Annotated in this window: 18 protein-coding genes and 2 pseudogenes; 6 read left to right on the top strand and 14 right to left on the bottom strand. The window is 59.1% G+C overall.

Annotated features, from left to right (window positions below):
* Window positions 1-17: 17 nt before the first annotated feature.
* The 11 genes and pseudogenes from moeZ to OIE68_RS39735 form a co-directional block, all read right to left on the bottom strand.
* Entirely contained in the window at window positions 18-1,193 is a 1,176-nt protein-coding gene (gene moeZ, locus OIE68_RS39785; RefSeq protein ID WP_327096049.1) for an adenylyltransferase/sulfurtransferase MoeZ, read from the bottom strand.
* A gap of 71 nt (window positions 1,194-1,264) precedes the next feature.
* A pseudogene (locus OIE68_RS39780) lies at window positions 1,265-1,534 on the bottom strand (MoaD/ThiS family protein); the annotation flags it as partial.
* Window positions 1,535-1,781: 247 nt separating this feature from the next.
* A complete protein-coding gene (locus tag OIE68_RS39775) occupies window positions 1,782-2,837 on the bottom strand; it encodes a Gfo/Idh/MocA family oxidoreductase (protein ID WP_327096048.1) in 1,056 nt (351 codons plus the stop codon).
* Window positions 2,834-3,733: a glycosyltransferase family 8 protein gene (locus OIE68_RS39770; RefSeq protein ID WP_327096047.1), complete on the bottom strand. Its 900-nt coding sequence runs from the start codon at window positions 3,731-3,733 to the stop codon at window positions 2,834-2,836. Before OIE68_RS39770 ends, OIE68_RS39775 begins: the two co-directional genes overlap by 4 nt.
* Before the next feature lie 212 nt (window positions 3,734-3,945).
* Window positions 3,946-4,956: a Gfo/Idh/MocA family oxidoreductase gene (locus OIE68_RS39765; protein ID WP_327096046.1), complete on the bottom strand. Its 1,011-nt coding sequence runs from the start codon at window positions 4,954-4,956 to the stop codon at window positions 3,946-3,948.
* 75 nt (window positions 4,957-5,031) lie between these two features.
* Window positions 5,032-6,228 (bottom strand): phytanoyl-CoA dioxygenase family protein, encoded by a 1,197-nt coding sequence (locus OIE68_RS39760; RefSeq protein ID WP_327096045.1) that lies wholly within the window; start codon window positions 6,226-6,228, stop codon window positions 5,032-5,034.
* Window positions 6,229-6,283: 55 nt separating this feature from the next.
* Entirely contained in the window at window positions 6,284-7,471 is a 1,188-nt protein-coding gene (locus tag OIE68_RS39755) for a sedoheptulose 7-phosphate cyclase (protein WP_327096044.1), read from the bottom strand.
* A gap of 189 nt (window positions 7,472-7,660) precedes the next feature.
* Window positions 7,661-8,959: a DegT/DnrJ/EryC1/StrS family aminotransferase gene (locus OIE68_RS39750; protein ID WP_327096043.1), complete on the bottom strand. Its 1,299-nt coding sequence runs from the start codon at window positions 8,957-8,959 to the stop codon at window positions 7,661-7,663.
* A gap of 162 nt (window positions 8,960-9,121) precedes the next feature.
* A complete protein-coding gene (locus OIE68_RS39745; protein ID WP_327096042.1) occupies window positions 9,122-10,183 on the bottom strand; it encodes a putative glycoside hydrolase in 1,062 nt (353 codons plus the stop codon).
* Between the two features lie 115 nt (window positions 10,184-10,298).
* Complete coding sequence (locus OIE68_RS39740) at window positions 10,299-11,369, bottom strand: thioesterase domain-containing protein (protein ID WP_327096041.1); 1,071 nt, start codon at window positions 11,367-11,369, stop codon at window positions 10,299-10,301.
* Window positions 11,370-11,682: 313 nt separating this feature from the next.
* Window positions 11,683-13,071 (bottom strand): condensation domain-containing protein, encoded by a 1,389-nt coding sequence (locus tag OIE68_RS39735; RefSeq protein ID WP_327096040.1) that lies wholly within the window; start codon window positions 13,069-13,071, stop codon window positions 11,683-11,685.
* 536 nt (window positions 13,072-13,607) lie between these two features.
* Here OIE68_RS39735 and OIE68_RS39730 point away from each other — a divergent pair.
* The 3 genes from OIE68_RS39730 to OIE68_RS39720 all read left to right on the top strand — a co-directional run bounded on the left by OIE68_RS39730 (window position 13,608) and on the right by OIE68_RS39720 (window position 17,385).
* Window positions 13,608-14,180: an AAA family ATPase gene (locus OIE68_RS39730; RefSeq protein ID WP_327096039.1), complete on the top strand. Its 573-nt coding sequence runs from the start codon at window positions 13,608-13,610 to the stop codon at window positions 14,178-14,180.
* A 209-nt stretch (window positions 14,181-14,389) separates the two neighbouring features.
* Window positions 14,390-15,730 (top strand): glycosyltransferase family 4 protein, encoded by a 1,341-nt coding sequence (locus OIE68_RS39725; protein WP_327096038.1) that lies wholly within the window; start codon window positions 14,390-14,392, stop codon window positions 15,728-15,730.
* Window positions 15,731-16,890: 1,160 nt separating this feature from the next.
* Window positions 16,891-17,385, top strand: coding sequence for a hypothetical protein (locus OIE68_RS39720; protein WP_327096037.1), 495 nt, complete (start codon window positions 16,891-16,893; stop codon window positions 17,383-17,385).
* A gap of 19 nt (window positions 17,386-17,404) precedes the next feature.
* Here the strand turns inward: OIE68_RS39720 and OIE68_RS39715 are convergent.
* The 3 genes and pseudogenes from OIE68_RS39715 to OIE68_RS39705 form a co-directional block, all read right to left on the bottom strand.
* Window positions 17,405-18,155 (bottom strand): annotated as a pseudogene (locus OIE68_RS39715) (IS5 family transposase).
* A 276-nt stretch (window positions 18,156-18,431) separates the two neighbouring features.
* On the bottom strand, window positions 18,432-18,941 hold the full coding sequence (locus OIE68_RS39710; protein ID WP_327096036.1) for a hypothetical protein: 510 nt from the start codon (window positions 18,939-18,941) through the stop codon (window positions 18,432-18,434).
* Window positions 18,942-19,199: 258 nt separating this feature from the next.
* Window positions 19,200-20,912, bottom strand: coding sequence for a hypothetical protein (locus OIE68_RS39705; RefSeq protein WP_327096035.1), 1,713 nt, complete (start codon window positions 20,910-20,912; stop codon window positions 19,200-19,202).
* A 378-nt stretch (window positions 20,913-21,290) separates the two neighbouring features.
* On the opposite strand from OIE68_RS39705, the gene OIE68_RS39700 reads away from it, so the two are divergent.
* From OIE68_RS39700 to OIE68_RS39690, 3 genes are all read left to right on the top strand, one after another.
* A complete protein-coding gene (locus OIE68_RS39700; RefSeq protein WP_327096034.1) occupies window positions 21,291-21,941 on the top strand; it encodes an MspA family porin in 651 nt (216 codons plus the stop codon).
* Between the two features lie 13 nt (window positions 21,942-21,954).
* Window positions 21,955-22,626: an MspA family porin gene (locus OIE68_RS39695; protein WP_327096033.1), complete on the top strand. Its 672-nt coding sequence runs from the start codon at window positions 21,955-21,957 to the stop codon at window positions 22,624-22,626.
* Between the two features lie 97 nt (window positions 22,627-22,723).
* Window positions 22,724-23,848, top strand: coding sequence for a hypothetical protein (locus OIE68_RS39690; protein ID WP_327096032.1), 1,125 nt, complete (start codon window positions 22,724-22,726; stop codon window positions 23,846-23,848).
* The last annotated feature ends 43 nt before the right edge of the window (window positions 23,849-23,891 follow it).

Raw genomic sequence — 23,891 nt, 5'->3', positions numbered from 1 at the left:
TGGGTGCATCTGCTCGCTCAGTAGACCGGCAGTGACGGGTCAACCTGGTTGGCCCAGGCGATGATTCCGCCCTGCAAGTGCGTGGCATCGGAGAAGCCGGCGTTCTTCAACGCCGCCAGCGCCTCCGCCGAACGTATACCGGTCTTGCAGTGCAAGACGATCGGCGTGTTCTGCGACAGTTCGGCCAGGGCCTCGCCGGAGAGGATGCGGTCCTTCGGAATCAGGGTCGCGCCCTCGATGCGGACGATGTCCCATTCCACCGGCTCGCGCACATCGATGATGGCGACGTCCTTGCCCGCGTCGAGCATCTCCTTGAGCTCACGCGCGGTGATGGTGGAACCGATCGCGGCGGCCTGGCCCTCCTCGGACACCACGCCGCAGAAGGCGTCGTAGTCGATGAGCTCGGTGATCGGCTGCCGCTCGGGATCGCGGCGCAGCTTGATGGTGCGGTAGCTCATGTCGAGTGCGTCGTAGACCATGAGCCGGCCCAGCAGTGGGTCGCCGATGCCGGTGATCAGCTTGATCGCCTCGGTCACCATGATCGAGCCGATGGACGCGCACAGCACGCCCAGCACACCGCCCTCGGCACAGGACGGGACCATGCCCGGCGGCGGGGCCTCCGGGTAGAGATCGCGGTAGTTGATGCCGCGACCGTTGGGGGCGTCCTCCCAGAAGACCGAGACCTGGCCCTCGAACCGGTAGATGGAACCCCACACGTACGGCTTGCCCGCCAGCACGGCGGCATCGTTGACCAGGTAGCGGGTGGCGAAGTTGTCCGTGCCGTCGACGATCAGGTCGTACTGCCGGAACAGGTCGACGGCATTGTCGGGCTCCAGGCGAATCTTGTGCAGCTCCACCGTGATTCCGGAGTTGATCTCCAGAATCGAGTCCCGCGCGCTGTCGGCCTTGGAACGACCGATATCGGACTCACCGTGAATGATCTGGCGCTGCAGGTTGGAGGCGTCCACCTCGTCGAACTCCACGATGCCGAGCGTGCCGACACCGGCGGCGGCCAGATACAGCAGCGCGGGCGAACCGAGGCCGCCCGCGCCGATCACCAGCACCTTGGCGTTCTTCAAACGTTTCTGCCCGTCCACACCGAGGTCCGGGATGATCAGATGGCGGCTGTAGCGGGCGACCTCGTCCCGGGTCAGCTCCGCCGCAGGCTCCACCAAGGGCGGCAGGGACCTCATCGTTCATCCTCCCTGGTAGCCCCCTGGAGGTGTGCAGGCAGGGAATCCGCAAGATTCCGGACATCGACAGCGCCACCGGCAACTGCAGACAAAATCGCTACCTCAGAAACGTCCGATACAGCCGTGTCGAGGCCGCCCGAAAATCGAACATCCTCGTCATCGACGAAAATTAGAACAAAGCGATTTATCTGGCCGCCATCGAGCAGCCGGGCCGAAATACCACGATAGTTAGCGTCGAGATCTGCGATCACTTCGCGCAGGGTGACGCCGCAAGCATCGACGATCTTCTCACCGGAGGTGTACGTACGGAGAATCGTCGGGATACTGACTGTGATGGGCATTGCGAACTCCTCAGAGTTTATCGAATATCGCAGGACCTTGCAATCTAGTACAGTCCGCATCATCATCCCGGGCCCGAGACCCGCCGAATATTCCGACTCTTACAGAGCGTCGAGTAAGGCCACGAACCGTTGCAGTCGACGAGTAAGCGGCGGTATCTGATTTCTCGGCGGTGAATATTTGGACCAGAATGCTTCTGATTCTCAACTCTGGCAGCGCACAGCGCTGTTTGTGACCTGAAATCCACGATCAAGCGCCCCGCAAGCCCTCGACTACTGGTTCCGAACGAGGTCTGGGTCGCATTCCCGCCGCACTGTAGCATTGATCGATCAATCGCATATTGGCGACTGCATCGTCGACATTCGTCGGAACATCGCCATATCCCCGCACGGCTGCAATGAACACATCCAGCTGATAAGAGTAGGTCGCCCGTGTCCCCAGGTGCTCTGTACGATCACCTTCTGAACTGGAAACCAAGATCCTGTCATCCAGATGCGGCTCAACAAATTCGCAAGCAACAGCCGATCCCAGCGAGCCTACGATCTTAAAAGTCGCGCGGCGCCGCGTTCCTGCCATGTCACATTTGACACGGCCGCTGGCACCAGAAGGGAATTGCAGCTCCGCTTCCAGCCATTCATCCACTTCCACGAGACCGGCGCGCAAGCCAGCTCGGGCATCGAGCAAGACTGGCTCGCCACCACCCCACTCGGCCAACATTCGTTGCGCATGCAAACAGTAGCATCCGAGATCCATGGCTGCTCCGCCTGCCAGCGACAAAGACCATCTCGGATCCTCAGGCTTCGGCGCAGGGATCGCGAAAATCGTTTCAACGTGGCGCAGTTCGCCGAGCTCACCCGAAGCGAGTAGTTCGCGCATCCGCCGCGCGACCGGATGATAATAATAGTGAAACGCCTCCATGACGATAGTGCCGCTCGCACGCGCCAGAGCGGCGACCTCGGATGCTTCGACGGCGTTCGCGGCGAACGGCTTTTCAGACAGAACGTGCTTGCCGGCCGCAATGGCCTTCATATTCCAATAGCCATGGGTCCCATTCGGCAATGGGTTGTAGATCGCATCAACTTCCGCGGCGTCGATAACCGCGCCATAGGAGTCAAAGACCTGTTCAACACCAAAGGACCCCGCGAACGCTTCCGCACGTACGCGGTCCCGAGCTGCTATGGCTACGAGACGATGTCCGGCCAGCCGGGCAGGCTCGACTATTCCGGCCTTGTTGATCCGCGCGGCGCCGAGAATCCCCCAACGCAGAGGAGCAGCTGGATCATGAGAATTATTCGCCGAGTTCACTGATCATTCTCCATCACGACGCGTAGCAGACGACGATATACAGATACCGCTTCCGACTCGGGGCATTCAGCACTCCACGGCTTGCGTGGACCGGCAAAGTGAAGAATGGAGGCCTTCCGTTCATCTTCCAGAAGCAACTCGATAGCACTTCCAGCACCCGAATTCTCGAAATGGTCACTACCGAAATAGGAAATGAAGGTCTGGGAATTCAGCGTGTTCCAGCAACGGTCGAGGCGCAGCCACTCATCGTTCGATGCCCAGTTCAATGCATCCTGGTCTAAACATGCGGCACGTTCGGGAAAGTCAACCAGAAAGTTCAGCGCGCGCTCGAACAGCCCGCGGCTGCGGCACTCCTCAAGATTCAGGAGCAGCACTCCCGAATTGAAATATTCGCGATCGCCGGGCACTCCCTCTTCCTGCCAGCCTGGAAGGGCGTAACCCTGATCTAGAGTCAACTGGATTGGATCTTGAACAGCGCCGATAGCCTGATCCTTCATAGGATTCAAGAGCAATGGCCGAATATCCCCCAATACGACAAGATCGGCATCCAGATAGAGTGCACGCGGCACGGCGGGAAGCATGTCACCGATTAACAGTCGAAGATAGACCGAATGCGTGAACTGTCCCGGGTGGGGACCGTCGGTCGGGAAACGGTTGTCTACAGGATCCGCCGCAAAATACTCTACGCGCAGACCGAGCCTTTTAGCATGTCTGTCGATTCGCTTCTTCGAATCAACGCTCAGAACCTCATGGACAACCAGTATCTGAAGATCACCATGGAAGTGCGCGCTACTGCGAGCCAGCGACTCTAACAACACGCAGAATGGAAGCACATAACGGTCATCGATGCAACAGACGATGGGTGGAAGGCACGTATCAAGCCGCTGTTCTTGCATTGAGGTATCCAATGAAATTGAAGTTCCTATGACGTGTCGCAACATACCCGAAACGAACCTGGGGATGCGATCTTTCCGAACGAACCGCGGCTATGCTGGAAATTTGGGGGGTCCGAGCACCGTGCCGGCTTCAGTTTATATACCAGTCAGAGATTTGAATACGGCGTGGAATCAACTCGAGCGATGGTGAACAGGCGCAACTCCCACCGGCTTCAGATTCGCACCTCGTCGATCCGGACCGGGCGTCGCTCCCGATAGGAGGTCAAGCATGCTTCGGCAATCCAGTCGGCCTCGAGCCCATCGTCGATCGTGCAGGGCGACGGAATAGTTCCAGCTGCGACATCCACAAAGGCTTCGATTTCCCTTCGGTAGGCGTCGCGAAAACGATCTAGGTACCACGGATAAGGGTCTTCTGCAGGGAAACGTGCACCAGGCTCAGTCGACCGCATCGGCCACTTGTCATCGATTCCCGCAGCGACACTATCTTCCGACCCGTGCACCTCGAGACGCACGTCGTAACCGCGCCCGTTGTAGCGCGTATTAGATACCAGGGCCAGAGTTCCTCCAGACAGCGTGAGAACGACCGCCGACGTGTCGACGTCGCCGTAATCGCTGAAGAACGCAGCACCCTGGTTTGCGCCGACTGCGTAGACCTCTACCACCTCCTGGCCGCTTACCCAACGGATGGCGTCGAAGTCGTGAACGCCGCAGTCCCGGAACATGCCACCCGAGGACTCAATGAACTCCTGCGAATACGGTGCGGGGTCCAGGGTCGTCGATCGGATGGTGGTGATGAAACCCAGCTCGCCCTGCCTGACTGCGGTTCTCGCCGCGGCGAAGGCAATGTCATGACGCCGTTGAAACCCGAGCTGCACCGGCACGGCAGATCCTGCGAGACGTTTCTGGAGCACGGCGCCGGCCGCGCAGCTGCTCGCCAGCGGCTTTTCGCAGAACACCGGAATCGCCGCATCGACACACGCAGCAATCAATTCGGCGTGCGAATCGGTGTTTGCTGAAACGACAATCCCATCGACGTCGGCTTCGAGCAGCGCCTCCATAGAATCAACGACCTCAACGCGGTCGGAGCCGAGCTTTTCCACCGCCTGCTTGGCACGCCCTGGCGCCAGGTCAGTGACTACCAGTGCGCCGACCGACGGTGTCGTCAGAAGCGTATTTGCATGAAAGGTGCCGATTCTCCCCAGCCCAACTATTCCGAACCGCACTGTATTTGCCTTTCATCGTTAGGACCAGTTTGAGTGGAAGTATTAATATCGCAACTCTGCGAGACTGTCCAGAAATCAACGCGAGTCGTCCTTCGATAGCGTGCTGCGCCTCCGCCATGCCTGCTCGGCTAGCTCGGCAACGAGTCGAGCCTCGTCCCAGTCTTCATCGAGCGCACGCTTGACGAGCAGGAGTTGGCTCTCTGGAAACAGAGAACCGATAGGCCTGTCGCGGTCCAAATTCGTGGGGAATGGATATCCCTCAGCCGCGGCGGCCAGAATATTATCTATCATTCTCACGTCATTGCCTGCTGCACGCCGTTTGCGCAATGCCGGGTATATCGCGCAGACAATGCTCTCGTTGTCGACGGTAGCCGCCGCTCGAGCAAAACCCGATGATATCTGCAGCAAGTTTGCCATTCGCTTGACGTCAGTCGTCGAATTCTCACCCGCGCCATGGATGACTGCCGGGTTGAAAAAGACAATGTCACCTTTCTCAAGAGAAAGCTGCGTGTTCTCATCCTCGAAATAGCGGCGGAAATCCGGAAGATTTATCGCGAGAAATCCTGCGTCGAACTTCTGGGAGTTTGGAAGGTATCTCGTCGGCCCAGTCTCGATAGGCATGTCCACATGTGCAACCGCTGCCTGCAGTGTCAGTGCGGACGAGAACCGATGAACATGGGCGGGAAAGCGCGATCCATACTCGATGTCCATCAGGCCAAGGTGGTAGTCACGGTGCCCGACCTGTGGTGGACTCCCCGGGTTGACCGAGTTCGGCTCGGATACTATTTGATAGTTCGGGCCAAGCCAGGCAGCAGAAACCATGGCGACTACGTCATTGCTGAAATAGTCGCAGAACAATTCGGCGTCCTCAACCGCGAGCTTCTCAACAGCGGACCAGAGCCGGTCATTGGAACCGGGGCTGCCGAAATGATCGCCTACATCACTGTCGAGGGTCTTCTGGCGGTCGATTAGATCGAAGAATAATGTCGATGCCCGATCCAATACCGCAGGTTCGTAGGCATGTTTGAACACGACTATCCCGGGCCCGTCGCCCAATGCCCTCGCGATCTCAGCCTGAATCGCCAAGCGATCCGGTCCCGTCAGCACGCCAGTATTACACTTCTCACCATAAATCAGCACTCGCCGTTCAACACGGTCAGCAAACCGAAATTCGCTGATGTCGACCGGGCGCTCCACAATGGAGCAGAACTCTTCGAAGTCGCAGTCGGTAGCCGACAGCCAATACGGGTGATGAAAGAGTGAATGAGACACGGGTAACATCCTAGGTTCGGACGGGCACGTTGCACTCGTCAAAAGCTTCTCATGATCAACGGCGATCGGACTTAGACAATTGGTCCACGCAGGCAGCGAGTAGACGGGGATCGAAGTCTTCGTCTTCGATGAAGACACAGCTTCCGATCCCGTCTGGAACAACTAGATGAAGGCTGCCGCCACGATGTTGTCGTATGGACCGGAGCGATGAATACATGCCACCGACGTCAATGCCTTCCCACAAACAAGGAAGCGAGACAGCCTTCAAGGACTCCAAGATCGCGTCCCGATCGGCGATATTCAGAAGGCCCAGATTCCACGCAAGCTGCGTCGACAACGCGATATCGATGGCTACAGCCTCACCGTGAAGGATCGAATGCATAGAGGCAGTCTCGATATACGGCGAGAACGTGTGACCGAAGTCCACCTTACGTCTGTAGTCGGATCTTTCATACAAGTTGAGTGAAAGCTCCTGAAGCATCGAACCAACCGATCTCATGACGACTTCGTCTGTCAAACCATGAGAGCCTTGGAACTTCCCCTGGATCAGTTCGCGGCCGTGCTCACGCAGAATCTTGAACAGTGCGTGATCAGCGATAACAGCCATCTTCAGCATCTCCGCGTAACCGTTCCGCAAGTGCCGAGCCGGGAGCGTCGCAAGGAAGGTGCTGTCCAGAACCGATGCTAAGGGCGTGCTGAATGTACCCAACATGCTTTTGTGGCCACGGTGATTCACGGCATTCTTCGTGCCTATCCCCGCGTCGACGAGACCAATAAGGGTCGTAGGCACCTTGATATTTGGTACACCGCGGCGATAAAGCGCGGCGCTGAGCCCTGAGATGTCGAGGCAGACTCCTCCCCCCATGGCGACTACCGGCGCATTGCGGCCAAGCCCGAAGTGCTTGAACTGATTGCATAAGTCACCGACCGCGTCGAGGTCTTTGGATGCCTCGGTAGAATTCAGTGACACAACCTTGCTATCGCGATTGAATAGTCCTGAATCGATGCATTGCCGAAGTGCATCTCCGTAGAATCTATCGACAGACGGCGTGACGACAAACAGACTTCGGCGCCCCTCCAGAAGATCTGACAATACTCGATTATGTGGTGACAGCACACCTCGGCTGACGATTATCTCTTGACTATCGGTTCGAGTCGCCGAAAGGCGCATGAAATCATCTCGATAGCTTATAAGGGATGCTTCTCCCGGAAGAGATGGGATTCCGCTGTCGATGTCAGTCATTGAAACCTTGAGCTCCTGTACTTTCGGTTCAGATCTGCGATCGGCCGAAAGAACGCAGATGACCGATACGCATACTTGCCTTTCAATATAGATAGATACTATCCATTCGAGGCTAGTACCTGGCTCGCAAGGAACAGGGCTCCCTCGCGCATACCTCACCACCTGCTCGATAGAGTGCTTCGATACCGGTCAAGCGCGACGGCTCGACATGATCACCTTCACAACCGCCGATGCGATATCCGCCATATCCTCTTCGTCGCCAAGAAAGGAGCTGTGATGCGTTAGCACTGCGTGCCGGGCGAAGTACTCTGCATTCGGGTATTCCCGAGTTCTATGCAGTTGCTGGAATTCGAGAGCGAGTGGTCCGACTCCGGCCTTGGACCAGGGTTGCAATAGCCGACTGCGGTTAAGCGGGTCCCTCGGGGCATGGAAGAGAACACCGAGCTCCGCTGTAAGCGCCTCTGCAATCTGGCTGTTCGACATGCCGCATGGCAGTGGATCAAAAATCAAGGCTCCCTGATAAATCGACATCTGGGTCTGCTCTGCGCGCGGCTGCAACACACGGACGCCATCGACGTGAGCCAGCAAGTCCGTGATCAGGCGATAGTTGCTGTTCCGCCTAGCGTGCTGGGCGTTCAGCTCTGGCAGTTGACCGCATAGGATCGCCGCGCTGAATTCGTTTAGGCAGAAGTTGGCACCCATCGTTGTCGCCGTTTCGACGAGTTCGAGCCTTCCGCCCCCCAGAGGCGCCGCCGGATAGCTCCGAGAATCAGCGCGCAGCTCTTCCAAAATCCGTGCCAGCCCTGGGTCGTCGGTGACCACGGCCCCACCTTCACCGGCGGCGAGGACTTTCGACTGCTGCATACTGAAACATCCGAGTTGCCCGAGCGACCCTGCGGGCCGACCGAGCCACTCAGCACCGTGCGCCTGGGCGGCGTCCTCGATCACCGCGATACCCTGCTGCTCTGCTATCGCCGAAATTCCGGGTACGTCGGCCATCACACAGGCCAGGTGCACAGGTACTACCGCTCGTGCACCAACGTCAAGGTCAATCGACTCGGGTCCGATACACCCAGTGGCGATATCGACATCGACGAGCACAGGCAGCAGCCCCGCGCGGAACGCGGCGCTCGCAGTGGCTACCCAGGTCAGCGCGGGTACCAACACAGGCGTTCCGTAGTCAAGACCGAGCGCCTCCAATGCAACGACAAGCGCACTTGACCCATGATCGACCGGAATGCAGTGCTGCACGTCGACGTAGTCGGCGAACATGCGTGCGAACCGGCGTTCGAAGAGCTCGTGGCCGTCAGCACTCGTCAGAGTCCATCTCCCGCTGGCGAGTACGTCAGCAAGCGCCTCGCTGGCGTGCTTCGGGGGTATTGGCCAAGCCGGCCATCGCCGATTCGTTGCACGGACTGGGGTGCCACCATGGATGGCGAGAGTGTCGCGCTGTTTTGCCACTGACTCATGACTGCCAAGGTGTACCATATCGCAATATCTCTCTCAGGGTGTCGAACAACTGTTGCAACAGAATGACTTTATGTCACCGGCGGTGGCCGGAGCTGCGATGAGTTGCGGCGGCCACATGTCACCTGCAATTCCAGGTGCGCCTTCTATCATTCTCGTCGATGATTGTCAGAAAATACAGTATTAGGTGTGTCGCCACACGATGCGAGCCGTGCGCGATACGAGGTCGGCTTCAACCGTCGCATTCTCAAAGTTTCGCGCGTATCGCATCTTGCCGTCAATAAGTTGAACGCCTGATTCGGGCGGCCCCAACTCGCGGTCGTAAATGGCACACGAGCGAACGTCTAGGCCCGGATCCGCAAATCGGAAATAGGCGTCCTCGCCCGCACAGCACAGGAAACAGGCGAGAGAGAACTCCAGAGCGGCAGCAGACTCCGGCACCGTGTCCGGCCCTGCGGTGAAAGCAACAATTCGCCGACGACATGAGAGCCTCGCGACAATATCCATGTCCGCCGCCATCGCCGCCGGCTCTGGAGAGGGCGAAGAATTTCTTCCGAACGACTGCAAAAGCACACCGTCCGCCAGACCGTTATCGGCGAATCGTGTCCCACCGTCCGGCCATTGTGGACTTGTTTTAGCGCCATTATAAAGGATGGAGGTACCGAGCGGGATCAACGCACACCGCAATTTTCCCATCATCTCATCGACACCGGCAGCGAGATCATGGGCCAACCGAGCACCGATGTACCGCGCCGCTTCGTTCTTTCTCATCACGAACTGTTTAATGCCGTCGACATAAACTCCGTCATAGCCCTCCCGCCGCACCTCGTCAGCTATCGTCGTTACCCACCACTCGCGCATTTCAGGATTGGACGTATCCCACAGCAATGCATCAGCATGACCCGATGTCGGAGTATGCAGCTTCCCATCTCGCCTGATGCGGAGTGCATAGTCCTCACACTGCCGATTTCCCGACATGGAGGCATAGAATCGCGGGAAGTAGTCACATGCCGACCAAGGGAAGTAGACCTGAGTACCGGGGTTCGCTTTCTTTATTTGGCCGAAGGACTCGAGAATGCCGGATTCAGCGCTCCCACGCTTAACGAACCCTACCCATTTTCCAAGTATTACTATGCGGGATCGATTTCCGATGGATGAAGCATCGCTATCAGCAATACCCAAGCCGAAGTCAGGCCCATCGAGGTGTGCAAATAGTGGCACTTTGTCCCAATGACCATTAGACATGTGACCTCTTACCTACAGTGAAACGTGTTCATCACAACACTCGATCCCCGCCTGGATCAGTAATCGCCTCACCACTTCGCCCTTGCCCGGTTCGCGGACTTCCTACGGATCAGCTTCAGACATCAGACAAGCCCTCGCGAAGCAACTTGCTCCGGATTATCGCAGCTACCCTCTGCACGCCCGGAGGGTACATCATCGAGAAGTGGTCACCCGGAATCTCATGCAACTCGATGCTACCGACTGACCCAGCCCATCCATTGAATTGGTCCTGCGAGCCTGCCCCTGACGAGCGTATCAGGACCATCGATCCACGGTAAAAGCCCTCAGGTTGATATCGCACTATTGCAAGATAGTTTCGGACCCGCACATCGACAAATCGTAAGAACTGTTCGATATGGAAGTCATTTGCAAGCGCCCCACTGTTCCGTCCGCGTTTGACCACTTCTTCGATCTGGCGGGGATAGGGCATACCATCAAGAACCTCTGTGGCGAAATCGAGATCGAGCATTGTATGCGCGAGCCGGTATATCGACCAGGTCCTCACGAGGTCGACGTCGACAGGCTCGACATCGGTGTCAACCGCTGACAAGCCGGAGTCCAGCACGCAAACAAGATCGATGTCCTCCCCCTTCTGATTCAACCGTCTCGCAACCTCAACTGCAAGGTTGCCGCCCATAGAGTATCCGGCAAGCCGCCAAGGCCCACCGGGATGCTCCTTGAGCATATGAGAGGCGTAGGAATCCGCCATCTCCTCGATAGTGTCAAGCGGCACGGTACCCTGTTCGATCCCTAATGATTGGAGCCCCCAGATCGTATGAGCCGATCCAATTGATCGAATTAGATCACAGTACTTCACGAGCGTTCCGGGCAGCGGATGGAAGAGGTAAAGCGGCGTCTCGTCGGCCCCCTTTTGGATGCTTACGATCGGACTGCTGCGGCCCTGGAGTCCCTCCCCCGCCAATCTGTTGGCCAGCATTCGTATGGTCGGCACGGACACGAGCTCGGAGATCTTGAGGTGAACTCCGAACACCCGCTGGATTTCGATGATCACCCGCACTGCAGCGCCGGAGGTTCCACCGAGATCGACAAAGAAGTTCAGATCGATGTCCGATACATACTCGCGCAAAACTGTCTGCCAGATGCAGCATAATTCTATCTCGGTGGCATCTCGAGGCTTTTGCGACATTGTTTCCTACCTAATTCAATCCATCGATATCAGTGGTGAGAGCGGTGACCTTGGATACCTATGGGAGTCGGCGAGAACCATGAACACGTGCCACCTAACCAGACCGTCGGGCACAGGCACCAGGGCGGAAGCGACGGCTCCTTCGGTTGGGCACCGCAGATTCGGGAGTACACGGTGAACACCACAACGCGGCGTATGCGGGTTCGAGGGCCAGTCTCAATGGCTTGCCACAAGTTCTCCTCGACCGACGTGTCCAACTGGGTATCCCCGCCGGTTGGACATCGCTCGGGCACCCTCGCCTCATGCCGAAGGATCACCCGATGTGCTGTCGACCGGCTTCCAGTCGGCCAGATTGCGCTCCAAGCGTCTCGTGCGCGAGCACGACTGCAGGCGTCCCAATTGGATCAACAGCCGCACGTAAAATGAGCGCATCCATCGCAATCAAGAGCCGGCTGGGGTCCGAGATCGGCAGGTAGCGATGATCGGCCAGCAGAGACATCTCGGCCTGTTTACCTTGGTGCGCCACCTCAACGGCGAATTGGTGGGTACTGAACGGCGCCGTCTGGGTGTCGACGATCTTCGAGGTTGCCTCAGCGGGCCCGCACTCAGGGCTGCGGGCGGTGAGGGTCGGCCGCCTTACACCGTCTTCGAAGAGGTTGTTATGGAAACAGTCGAATAGGTCCGCGTCGACGATCGCATCGACGTCTGCCGTTGAGTAGTGAGCCATCGCATAGCTACGAATGCCGGCCACGGAGGCTCGCCGGATGACCTCCTCGAACGGAGAGTTCGCCACCCGCACAGCCGCGGCGGATGCTTGCGTGAGTCGCCCTATAAACGCCATCTCCGCTGTCGAGAACCGATTCGCACCCATGTTGTGCATCACGGCGATATCTTTCCCGGACAAGGCAGAGATCATCACAGCCGAGGCCGCGTGATAGACCGCTGGAACACTCACCTGGCAGCGGTCCGCCAGCTGTCCGACGGCGACCACCATCTCGCTGGACCGAAGTATGGCGTTGGTCCACCGGGGAGCACGGTCATCGCCACGCCGACTCGGGAAGTTGGTCACGTCGAACTCGTCGACGAACCTGGACCACCGCTGCACTGCGAGGCGGTTACGCGATCGGCCCGCCTGAGAGCGTTCCTCGAGCGCTCGATCCACGGGTCGTAGTGGGAGCCCCTCTGCCTTCGTGGAGTGGTATCCGCGCAGCCGCGAAGCGAGCTCCCGCTTCAGCAGGTTCTCCGCATACCAGTCGATGGCGAGAGGCGATAGCACGACGAACAGCCCATCGATCTGACCTTCACGTACCAACACTGCGAAGCGCACAGGCCATTCAGTTGCGTATTTGAATGGCGTGCTTACAAATCCGTCAAGGAGCTCACGCGCCGTTTCATCGACCGTATTTTCGATGATCTCTAACTGCAGATCTCCACGCGACGCCACGACCTGAGTCAGCTCTCCATCGGTTGTTGTGGGGTGAATTGTTCGGAGTGCCTCGTGGCATGAGACGACCTCTACGAGTATCCGCACTATACCCTCATAGGTCAATCCGTTTGGGATTGGCAGTGCGAACCGCATATTCATGAACCCATCGTATGGCTGGGATTTCAAGATAGTTCGCCACATACCAAGCTGAGACCATGACGCGGGGGCGCTTATACTCCTGTCACCAGAGAATGAAGCCCTTGTCGAATATATCATCCTTCATCCAATCCATCCCGACTCCATGAGCCTGGGACACCATCATTCAATGCACGCAGTTTCCGAGCCGAAAATTTCGACGAACCCGAGAACTAGGAAATCTGGACGCTTGCCGACGTACTCCCCCAACACGGCAGTATATGGTGTCCACGACAGAACCTCGATGAATAGACGTCGAAGGCCTTCTCGTCGAGGCATTCATCTCAGGACGCTGTTGAGAGCGAGGACGTCGAATCGAACATACGAGCCTGTCGTCTACAAGCTTCGCACTCAAGGTGATGAGGCGGGTCAGTCGATCGCGATGAAAAGTTCACCTATATGATCGCTTGAGATCAGCCACAAGGGAGCTGACCGCGAACCAACGCATCGGTCGAAACAGCTCATCAGAACTGGCATTCCGGGTCGACGTGTAGACAGCCGCGCATCACCGTGCCACTGTTCGTGGTCGGTGAATACTCTTGAAGAGTCGAGACCTGGCTCAATTCTCAGTCCCATCAGTTCTCGATCCCATTGGTCGACAGATAAGGAGATTTGCGATGCCGCGCTTGATCCATCTCAACGGCATGCCGGCAGTGGGTAAGTCGACGCTTGCAGCACTGTATACGCAGCGTCATCCCGGGGTTCTCAATCTGGACATCGACCGCTTGCAGGAACTTGTTGGCGACTGGCTGAATTTGAATCAGCCAACCCATGATATTCTGCGTCCCGTCGCTCTCGCGATGGCGTCGGCGCATCTTCGAGGTGGGCGCGACGTCATAGTTCCATACTTCCTTGGTCATCGACATGAGATCCTCGAATTCCAGAGCGTCGCAGCACAAAATGAAGCCGAGTTTTGCCAGATCGCCCTGTTAGACAGTAAAGACTCCTCACTCGACCGGTTTATGCGCCGTCAGGGCGCCGATCTGTGGAGCCAGCATGTCCTTCGCTGCGTCGAGCAATGGGGCGGGACGGCATATCTCGAGGCCTTGCACGATCAGTTGCTGGAATATGTCGAAACCACACAGTCTGTCTCTGTGGTTGCCAGCACGGAGGGCGATCCTGAGCAGACATATTCCCTCGTCCTGGCAGCTTTGACGGACCATCCGGCTCCCGAGAGCGGTCGCTCGTAGTACGGGTTTGAGCACCGCATCCTGGACAGCACGCCCAGACCAGTCGACGCCGATCGATTCGACTTGCGTCATTGAAAGTTGGTACTTCACCTATGTCAGCGGCAAAAAACTCTGCGTATCATGGCCTTCGGCTTGCCGTATTTCAATTGCGGCCAATCGCACCCTCGGAAAACGTACTTGACGGTTCTAACGCAGTTCTGATCAATATCTTGGAGTACTTCACCGCGCTCGGAGTACAAACGACACTGCATCATCCAGCAACCGTCGATAGGTCCAAGCCGTTCGAACTGATGCCGAGCGTCAGCGTGGTCCCCGTAGCACCGATGTTGTTGGAAAAGCCGTCGGGATCTCTATGGGCAGATCCAATATCACACGCCTCTGCAATCGCGCAAATCCGCAGGACAATCGAGCGAAGCGACATTTTTTACGTTCATGGTGCCAATCTCCCCTACATAGACATAAGCGATGAATGCTCGATTATTCACAGTGTTCACGACTTCGTATATCACGAGGCCGTGACCGGTGTTCTCAACTTCACCCGGGACCGTCTCGTCGCGGTATCCGACTACACTGGATCATGCATACGCGAGGTTTTTAGACGCATCCGGCGAGTGCCAAGTAACTCGCTGCAGGTCGTCCCGAATGGTTTTTCCTCGAAACACTTTACACCCGTCATTGCGGATGCTCTTCGCGCAAGAATCGGTGTATCGAAGGAAGATCTTTGCCTTCTCTATCCGCACCGATCGGATCCAGATAAGGGGATTACTGCAGCGATCGATGTCGTGCACACCCTGAAAAGCCTCTTATCTCAGGATCAATACTCCAGGCTGCGATTGCTCATTCCAGCGTGGGAAGCTCCAAGGTTCGGCACCGAGGCGCCCAGGCATTTGACGTTACCACCTGATGTTGAACACTATGCGAAAGAGCTCGGCGTAATTGATAAACTTCATACGCACCCGTGGATTTCGGCCAGTGACATGCCGAGCTACTATTCCATCGGTGTGGCGACCCTGTGTGTCGGCACGGTTCCCGAAGCCTTTGGAAACGTACACATCGAATCGCTCTTGTCCGGCACACCGGTCGTTATAGCCCGCGTGGGGGCTCAGCGAACATCGATTCCAGATGATCTTGTGCGCAAAATCGATCCCGGACGGGGGGACCAGGCCGCCAATCATATCGCCGAGATCATCGGTGAACACGAGCGCGTGTCGAAGGAACTGCGGGAGCTGCTCATCGAACGTTACTCGCTCACCGCCATGGTTCGGGGTTATGAGCAAGCAATCCTAAATTGCGACCCTCAGCCTTCAGCGACGTTCTCAGCCGCGCCTGCCGTGGAGCTCAGCTCCACAATTCGGATTCCACCCTGGGCAGCCTCACTTGAATCGGGATATTACCATGACTACACTGGATACTGTACTGACAATAGATTCTTGAGATTCGTCCCAGAGATCAATTCATCCGTCACGGTAGGCGAGCTCGTCAGAGACGGCCGAATCGAAATGACTGATGTGCGTCATTGGATCGATTCGGGATTGATCACCACCGAATAGTCGGCATCTACACAAGCGACCGCGGCCGAAAAGCAGCGGAAGGGGCGACGTAACTACCCGAGTAAGAATCGGATGAGCAGAGCATGTTGGGCTCGGTGAGAACCCGGGGATACGCTGCCCTCAGTTGTAACCAATCGAGCCCCGAACCGGTCTCTTTATCGGTCCGGGGCTCGGTCGGGGGTAATCGCCCATTGATCGCTCAGCATGTTTGACGGGTCAGACAATACAGGTCTGACCCCGCATTCCAGTCTAGGCGTGGCTCGCGAAACGCAGCCGTCACACCAGCAGTCGAGCCACCGCTGACAGTGCCGGCCTGGCAGCCCGCAGCGGCGGCCCATAATCCTTCGCCAGCTCATGCCCCGTCCTGATCATTGTCGGCACACCCTCCCCCGATTGCAGAGAGGCGGATAGATAGCCGGGCTGGCTCATTAGCGGTCCATGATTGCCCCCCGATCCGTCCTCGTTCGGAACGGTGCTCCAGAGCAGACCATCCGAACGACCCAGTTCAAGTTTCGTTCACAGAAAGGATGCCCGCCCTCACAACCAAGCAGACATCTCGGCCGCCCGCCGGGAGCAGCTGCATGAACAGGGCCGGGCTGACACAGCCAATGGATGTGTTGCCGATGGCGATCCACGGCCACACAGGATTGCGGTCTCCTCGCTGGGTCAAAGCGCTCCCCACATTGACCGGAGTACTGCTCAGTTTCCGACGTCAGCTCCGGTCGCTCAACAGTGCACGGTTGACTTCTCTCAATGTTTTAGCAGTTTGACGTCCGCAAACGTATCATGAGTTGCGTTGATATATCCGTGAAGATCTTGTGAGCTTTCGTGCCGGACTAATGAGTGCCTCGTGATGTTTTGGCCACAGTTTCGGGGTGGAGAGGACGAGCATTGAGCATGGGTCGAATAGGGTTCGCCCCGTGGTAACGCGGGATGTGCAAGAGCGTTTCGGTCAGATCGTGGCCAGGCGCCGCGAGGAGCTTGGGTGGTCGCGGCCGGACGTGCGAGTCGCGGGTGGGCCCTCCGTCGCGACGATGGCTCGGATAGAAAATCCGCATGTCGGCACGGCACCACCGAGCCCTGCCACATTGCGGCTTCTCGACATCGGCCTGCGATGGACCGAAGGGAGCGCAGCACGAACGCTTCATGGCGGCGACCCGATGAAATTGAGTGAGCAAGCACCAGTCGTCGGCTCCCCCGATCCGTTCTCCACGAGCAACCGTGATCGCGACCCGCTGAACTTCCGCCTTGTGGAGCTCGACATCGATGTCGTGGATGCACTGATCACCGCTGCAGACCGTTGCTTCCAGTTTTGCGACCGTTCGGATCTCCCCGAGGCAGTCCAGGGGGCCGCTCAGGCGGTGAAGGAGCAGCTCGGCATCGCCGTCGGCAGGCTCGCGGCCGCGCAAGCAACCGAGGTGCTCGAGCGTGTGGGCGGACCGGGCAACGAAATTCCCAAGCACATCGAAAGGCTCATCGGTGCATTGTTGGCGACGCCTCCGACGACCACAGGGGCCGAACGGGAGAACCAGCAGTATCGACGGTGGCTTGCGGGCAGCGCAACAGATCTGGAACCTACCCTCGCGGACGGCTTTGTCAGGAGGTGGCGGTCTAAGCTTGAGCGGATCAACCTGATTGAGGGAGAAGGCCGTTGAGTGCCTGTGAACAAACTGCTCATTTTCGGGTGCGAGCCAGTCGCCGGGACATGAGGATGATCATGGACCAGGTGACCATGGCTTCGTGGTGTTCGGGGAGACGTTCGTAGTCGCGGACGCATCGTCGGCGTCTGGTGATCCAGGCCAGGGTGCGTTCGACGACCCAACGTCGTGGTAGGACAACGAATCCCGTGGTGTCGTCGCTGCGTTTGACGATCTCGAGGGTGAGGGCGAGTTGCTGGCGGGCCCAGTCGACGAGTTTGCCGGAGTAGGCGCCATCGGCCCAGACCAAGGCCAGGGTGGTGAAGAGTTCCCGCAGCTGCTGCAGGGCCGGGGCGGGCGCCGTCGCGGTCTTGGACGCCCGCAGCGGTGACGTGCACGATGAGCAGTAGCCCGAGGGTGTCGACGATGATGTGGCGTTTACGGCCGTTCTGTTTCTTGCCTGCGTCCCAGCCGGGGGTGCCGGTGCCGACGGTTTCAGCGGCGCGCAGAGTTTGGGAATCGATGATCGCCGCAGTCGGGTCGGGATCCCGAGAAGTGTTGGTGTGCAAGCGGTCTCGCATGTCAATATGCACTGCGGTGACGTCTCCGCTGTGCCACCAGCGGTGGAACAGGCCGTAGACGGTGCGCCAAGGCGGAAAGTCGCAGGGTAGGTTGCGCCATTTGCAGCCGTTGTCGGCCAGGTAGAAGATCGCGTCGATGATCTGGCGGCGGCAGTATTCCTCGGGCCGGCCCCCGCCGCCGTCGAGCCAGACCGGCCACGGCAACACCGCCGCCAGCTGCTCCCATTGGGCGTCGCTGGTGTCGGTGGTGTAGCGGCGCGCCCTGGAGGGTCGGCGGGTGCCGTGCCCGAACCGGCACGCCACACACGCACCCGTTTTCAGCGATATCGGCGCCAGCGAAAAGCGTTGCAGGGTAGAACGACATGGGGCGGGGCCTTGTGGGTGCAGGAGTTGTGGTGACCCCTTGGCTACCACTTGGTCCCGCCCCCACTGCGATGCCACACCGCAGCACGGCCGGAGTGTCAATCACCCACGACACCAGCATCATTCGGCGATCGTGAAAACCCCCGACGGCGCCTGAGCGGCCCACCCCCGCGTGACCAGGCGTTTCAGTTTCGACCGCAACGCCTCCACCTTCGACCGATCGGTTACCGTGATCCCCAATTCGGCCGCGACCTGCCCGGCACGCAACCCGTTCCCGGCCTCGGCCAGGATCGCCAGAATGTCGCAGTAGTCACCCGGCAACACCGCCGACGCGTCCATACCCGCCTCGCGCTGCGGCACCAGCACCAATCCGAACGCCCGGCCCGAACCCGAAACAGGCTGCGCTGCCACAATATTCGCACTCACATCGGCCTCACCCGGCACGCCGTTTCCGGTGGGTTCGTCCTCGGCGAGCAACTCGGCCATCGTCTCCCGAGTGATCGCTAGTCTCGATAACGCCAGCTCGGCCGCGGCCAGCTGATCGGTCAACTCATCGATCTGGCGACGCAGCCGCGCCACCTCCTCGTCCAGACCGGCCTCGCGCCGGGCCAGCTCCTCGCGCCAGGACATGATTCGCCTCCATCGGCCCCCGCCCCGACGATAAACCGCCAGCAACCGCCCCAACAGGCCCGCACCAAAAACCGCAGATCACAACACCAGACACGTCATTCGATCAGTTTGTTCACAGGCACTCAGATGACTGATTATCAGCACCGATGTGACCGCAAGTGTCGGATGTCGAAGCAGCAGCCCCAGACCGCCGATCGTCCAGTCATGTGACGGCCGTGCTCGCGGAACGGAGCTGATACTTGGCTTTGAGGGCGGTTCTCACTGTCGGGCGGTTCTCGGATACTTGAGTTCGGGTTGGAGCTCAGCTGGCGATGCAGCGAGTTCGGCTCTGGCAGAAGCCCGGAGGAATGTGGTGGCCAGGGTATTTGTGGTGGGATCGGCATATCGGATTGCCGTCTTCAGCCGGACACTCCTATAGAGGAGGCCGGGGTCACGGTCGGCGGCATCCCACTCTGCGGCGTCGTCTTCGATGCGTTGCCGCCAGATCAGTTGCGACCGACGCTCGGTTATCCAGCCATATAGTCGATCCCACTTCAGTAGGGCGTCGTGCACGAGGCATGCATAGTCGGATTCCAGGTTGATTAGCCGTGCCTGCACCAACCGGTGAACGATGTCGGGCCCGGTGCTGGTCCGTGCGGCGATGTGGGCGAGTTCCGCGTTTGATGTCCGGCAGCGGGTGATGGTGCCGTCACGGTGGACGGTGACCAATGCCAGCAGGATGTGACGCGCATCGAGCTGTTCTGTCGATGTCAGCGCCTCCCAGGTCTGTTCGGCGATTCGGCCGACCACTCCGGCCACGCCTCCGACCCGGTGATAGGCGGCAAGGTCCAGTCGACGTCCGCTGTGCCCTGCCCACATCGATCGCATGGTCGCCGACAGCAGGGGTAGCACGCCGACGCCGGCGGTAGGGTCGTCGCTGGCTGGTCGGCTTCCTTCTAGCTCGGTGATCAGCAGTTCTGCTGCGGCAGGGTCGACTGTGACTCCGCGTGTGCGTGGTGGACCGACGATAGCCGACATCAGCTCCTGACGATCTGGGGGGTTCAGTGTGAAGCTGTTGTGCTGAATGGAATGCGCCAGCCACGGAGGCTGGGAGCAACTGGTGAGCTGGTCGGATCGCACCGCAACGAGGACCGACCCGATCGTCGACACCTGCTTCAGCCAGATCAGGAACCTCTCGCGGACCGTCGCATCAACATCAGGCCGGTACAACTGTTCGAATTGGTCGACGATCAGCAGCAGCCGACGGTCACCGGCCCATCGCCGGACGGCGTCGAGATCCGGCTCGGGTGTGCTGAAACATTCTGTGGCACAGAATGTTCGCGCCAGCGAGCAGAGAGGATTGCGATCTGGCGTGGTGACGACGACCCTCCACCGCGTCGACTCTGCGCTCATGGCAGGAATGACGCCGGCCTGGAGCAGCGCGGTCTTGCCGATACCGGACGCGCCGGTGAGCACGATGGCACCGGCATTGCGCTGTGAACTTGCGGATGCTCGAACCATCTCGAGGATGGAACCGATGGCACGCTGCCGCCCGAAGAAGGCAGCTTCGTGCCCTTCTGAGAACCCATCGGCATTCGGATACGGCGGTTGGGTCGTGGCGTCCGATACGGCGGGGGCGCGCCGCGCCGCCGCCCACAGTGACCTCCAGGCTTGCAGACTCACTGTCTCGGGGGGCGTTCCGGCGCGGCGTCGTGCCCGTGCGCCCAAGACATGCAGGACCGGAACCAGCGATTCGAACCGCGCCGGAACATTGCGTCCGTTCATCCAGTCGCTGATCCGCTGCGCCGTCGCCAGTGCCGAACGACCCTCGCCCTCGGTATTGCGTGCCCGCTGCTGAGCCAGCGTGGCGACATGCCGCAACGAGGGGGCGCCCGCGTCCCGGTGCAGGGCAGACAGTTGTCTGGCGAACTCCCCTCGCTCGGGCCTCCCGCGGTTGGCGTACTGGGCTGTGTCAGTTGATGCCAGCGTCATGCGTTCCCCCGAACTGTTCGAAGACCCCGTCGTCGACGGCCGGTCGGTCGTGTCTGTCTCTACGAGAGGTATAGACGGCGGCGAGGCTGATTCAGTTCCCTTGATTTCCAACATTTTTCGTCACCTGTCCGTACTAGGCCAGCGAGCCCGTGTGTGCGATCTGCCTGGGGCCCATTCCTGCATGCATGTTGTCCGTGACCCCTGCCGTGCTGTGTCCGGACCGGACTAAATCTGCACTGTGTGTGACCTGCACAATCCCTCTGTACGGCGCAATTGTGGGATTGCGGTGCCCGGCAACTGCGCCCTAGCGTTCCGCGCAATGCCGAGCGGCCCAGGGAGTTGGTCGACTCGGTTCATTCGATCGAAAAGGGGGAGCTGATGCGTACCAAGAAGTTGATCCCGGCTATGGCGGCTGTGGGTGCCGCTCTGCTGGCCGGTGCCACGAATGCCCAGGCGGAGGGGCTATCCCTGCCACCCCATGAAAGTTCCGTCGCCATGGAGGACGGCTGGCAGTTGGTGGTCGGCCATCGCAACGAGGAAGCCAACCGCGTCCCCCCGCTAAACGGCATCGGCACCACCCGCGAAGTCTTCGTAACCAACCAGGCCTACGGCTCGATCGCAGGGCGCGGCTCAAAACTGCAGGGCGTGGTACTACGGACGGGCTACCACGTGGGGTGTGCCGTAGATCTGACATCCATCACCCTGGGCGCTTCGGTGAACGTCGGCTTCACCCCGGGCATCCTCATCAACCCCGGCATCCCGACCCCCACCGTCGGCGCGAATATCGGTCCGACCGCCTCGATTTCGCCGAGCTTCCAAGTCACGCTGGCACCGGGCAAGGTTGCCGATCTCCCTACCGGCGAAAAGCCGATAGAGGACACCAAGGCATTCATCACCACCCGCAATGCCCATGTGAAGATCGACGGCTGTGTAGGGCCAGCAAGTATCCGCTCATACACGATTATCGCCGCGAAATCCACCCAAGACGACGACTCGGTCGCGGTCTACGGTGACCCGATCCCGCTGTAAGACGGAAGCTGCGGTGAAGGTAGAACAGAGAATTCGTGGTGGGTTGTACGCATCGCTCACTGTGGTCGCCCTGATCACGAGTGCACCCAGCGCCTCAGCCGACGTTCCGCGGAGTGACCGACACGAACTGTCGGTTCGGACCGCGGACGGTCGGACATTGATCGTCGGACACCGCGACGAGGAGGTTGTCAATGCGACCGGTCCCGGACCCCTCCCGACTCGGGAAGCGGTGGTGAGCAATTCGGCCTACGCCGAGATAACCGGTTCTGTATTCAAGAACCTGAAGGACGCCGAGCTGACAGTCGGCTATCATGTTGGATGCGCAGCATCCTTGCGGTCGATCACTGCGTCCCTCGGCATCGATGCTGGGCTCGTACCACCCAGCGTGCTCGTGATAACTCCGCAGGTGTTCGAGTCGCCGGACGATCGACGGTCGAAGGTGTCGCCCAAAATAGCGGTGAAACCACAAATAACCGCCGGCCTTGCAGCGGGAACGATATCGGATTTCGTTGTCGAAAAGATCTCCCTGAAAGATCACGAGCAGCGCATCGATATTGTTCGAACCAGTATCAAAGCCGATGGTTGCCTGACCGGACTCATAGTCCGTTCCTACGTAATGGTATCGGCGAAATCCAAGATCGACGACGAAACGGTCGTAGTGTACGGCGACCCGGCCGTCGTGTAGGCCCCGCGCTGGCTTCTTATCGAGGACTCCTACTCGTCAAACCATATCATTGAGTATTTCGTCAGCAGATCCGGCAATGGGCTGTTGGGCTTGTGTTGTGATCGACAAGGGCATGGGTATGAGTGAAGAAATTCAGGAATCGGATTTCCCGATCAGTAGTGGTAATTCTCCGGTTTTGGACTGGATTTCGAAGTTGCAGTCGGTGCCGGTCGAGTTGACGCCGGTCGCCGCTATTCGACCTGGTCTGGACGTGCGGGCAGAAGCGGGTACGAGTGCTGATCATGTGCGCGTGCTGATGGAGTCGGTGGGGGAGCTACCTGCGGTAATTGTGCACCGGTCGACAATGCGGCTGATAGATGGTGCGCACCGGCTCGCCGCAGTGCGAGCGCTCGGCCACGAGATGATTGCGGTCCGGTTCTTCGAGGGTGAGGATGCCGACGCATACGCCGTGGCTGTGCATTCGAATGTCGTGCATGGACTGCCGCTGTCGGTTGGTGAGCGTAAGGCTGCCGCAGTGCGGCTGATGCGTTCCCATCCACGCTGGTCGGACCGATTGATCGCGCGTACCGCTGGTCTATCACACAAGACTGTCGGTGTGCTGCGTCGTCATACAACGGGTGCGGACACCCAGTCTGATAGCAGAGTCGGTGGCGACGGCAAGGTGCGCCCGGTGGATGCGGACAAGGGACGTCGGATAGCGGCAGACATCATCCATGACCGACCCGACGCGTCCCTCCGGGAAATCTCTAGGCTGGCCGGGATCTCGCCAAGCACAGTCCGTGATGTTCGTGCGCGTTTGAGCCGTGGCGAGGGGGCAGTGGTCGTACATGGCGAATCGAGCCAGATCGACAATGCGGGTGCCTCGCGTGATTGTCGGCCGGGACCGCCGGTCCGCGACGGAGATCTTGTGCTGACAACACCAAGTTCCGGACCCGCCCTGCGTCAGCTACGCGAGGCTGTAACGACCCTGCAGGGAAAGATTGTGAAGTCTCTACAGAATGATCCGGCCCTGCGGTTCAATGAGAAAGGTCGATCGATCCTGCGACATGTGACGGCATCGGTTAGCGAAATTCGGGCCTGGCAGCAATTCATCGGAGATTCGCCGAGCCACTGCCACAGCATCTTGGCCCGGCTGGCACGAGCCAATGCACAGTCGTGGGTAGAGTTGGCTGACCAGCTAGAGCGGATAGAACGGACCGAGCGTCGACACGCGATGGGCTGAGTGTGCCTGTGTTCTGTGGTGCTAGATAGGAAACCCACAAATT

The sequence above is a fragment of the Nocardia vinacea genome (assembly GCF_035920345.1).
Taxonomy (GTDB): domain Bacteria; phylum Actinomycetota; class Actinomycetes; order Mycobacteriales; family Mycobacteriaceae; genus Nocardia; species Nocardia vinacea_A.
The sequence above is the reverse complement of the archived record's forward strand: the minus strand, read 5'-3'. Positions and strand labels throughout refer to the sequence as shown.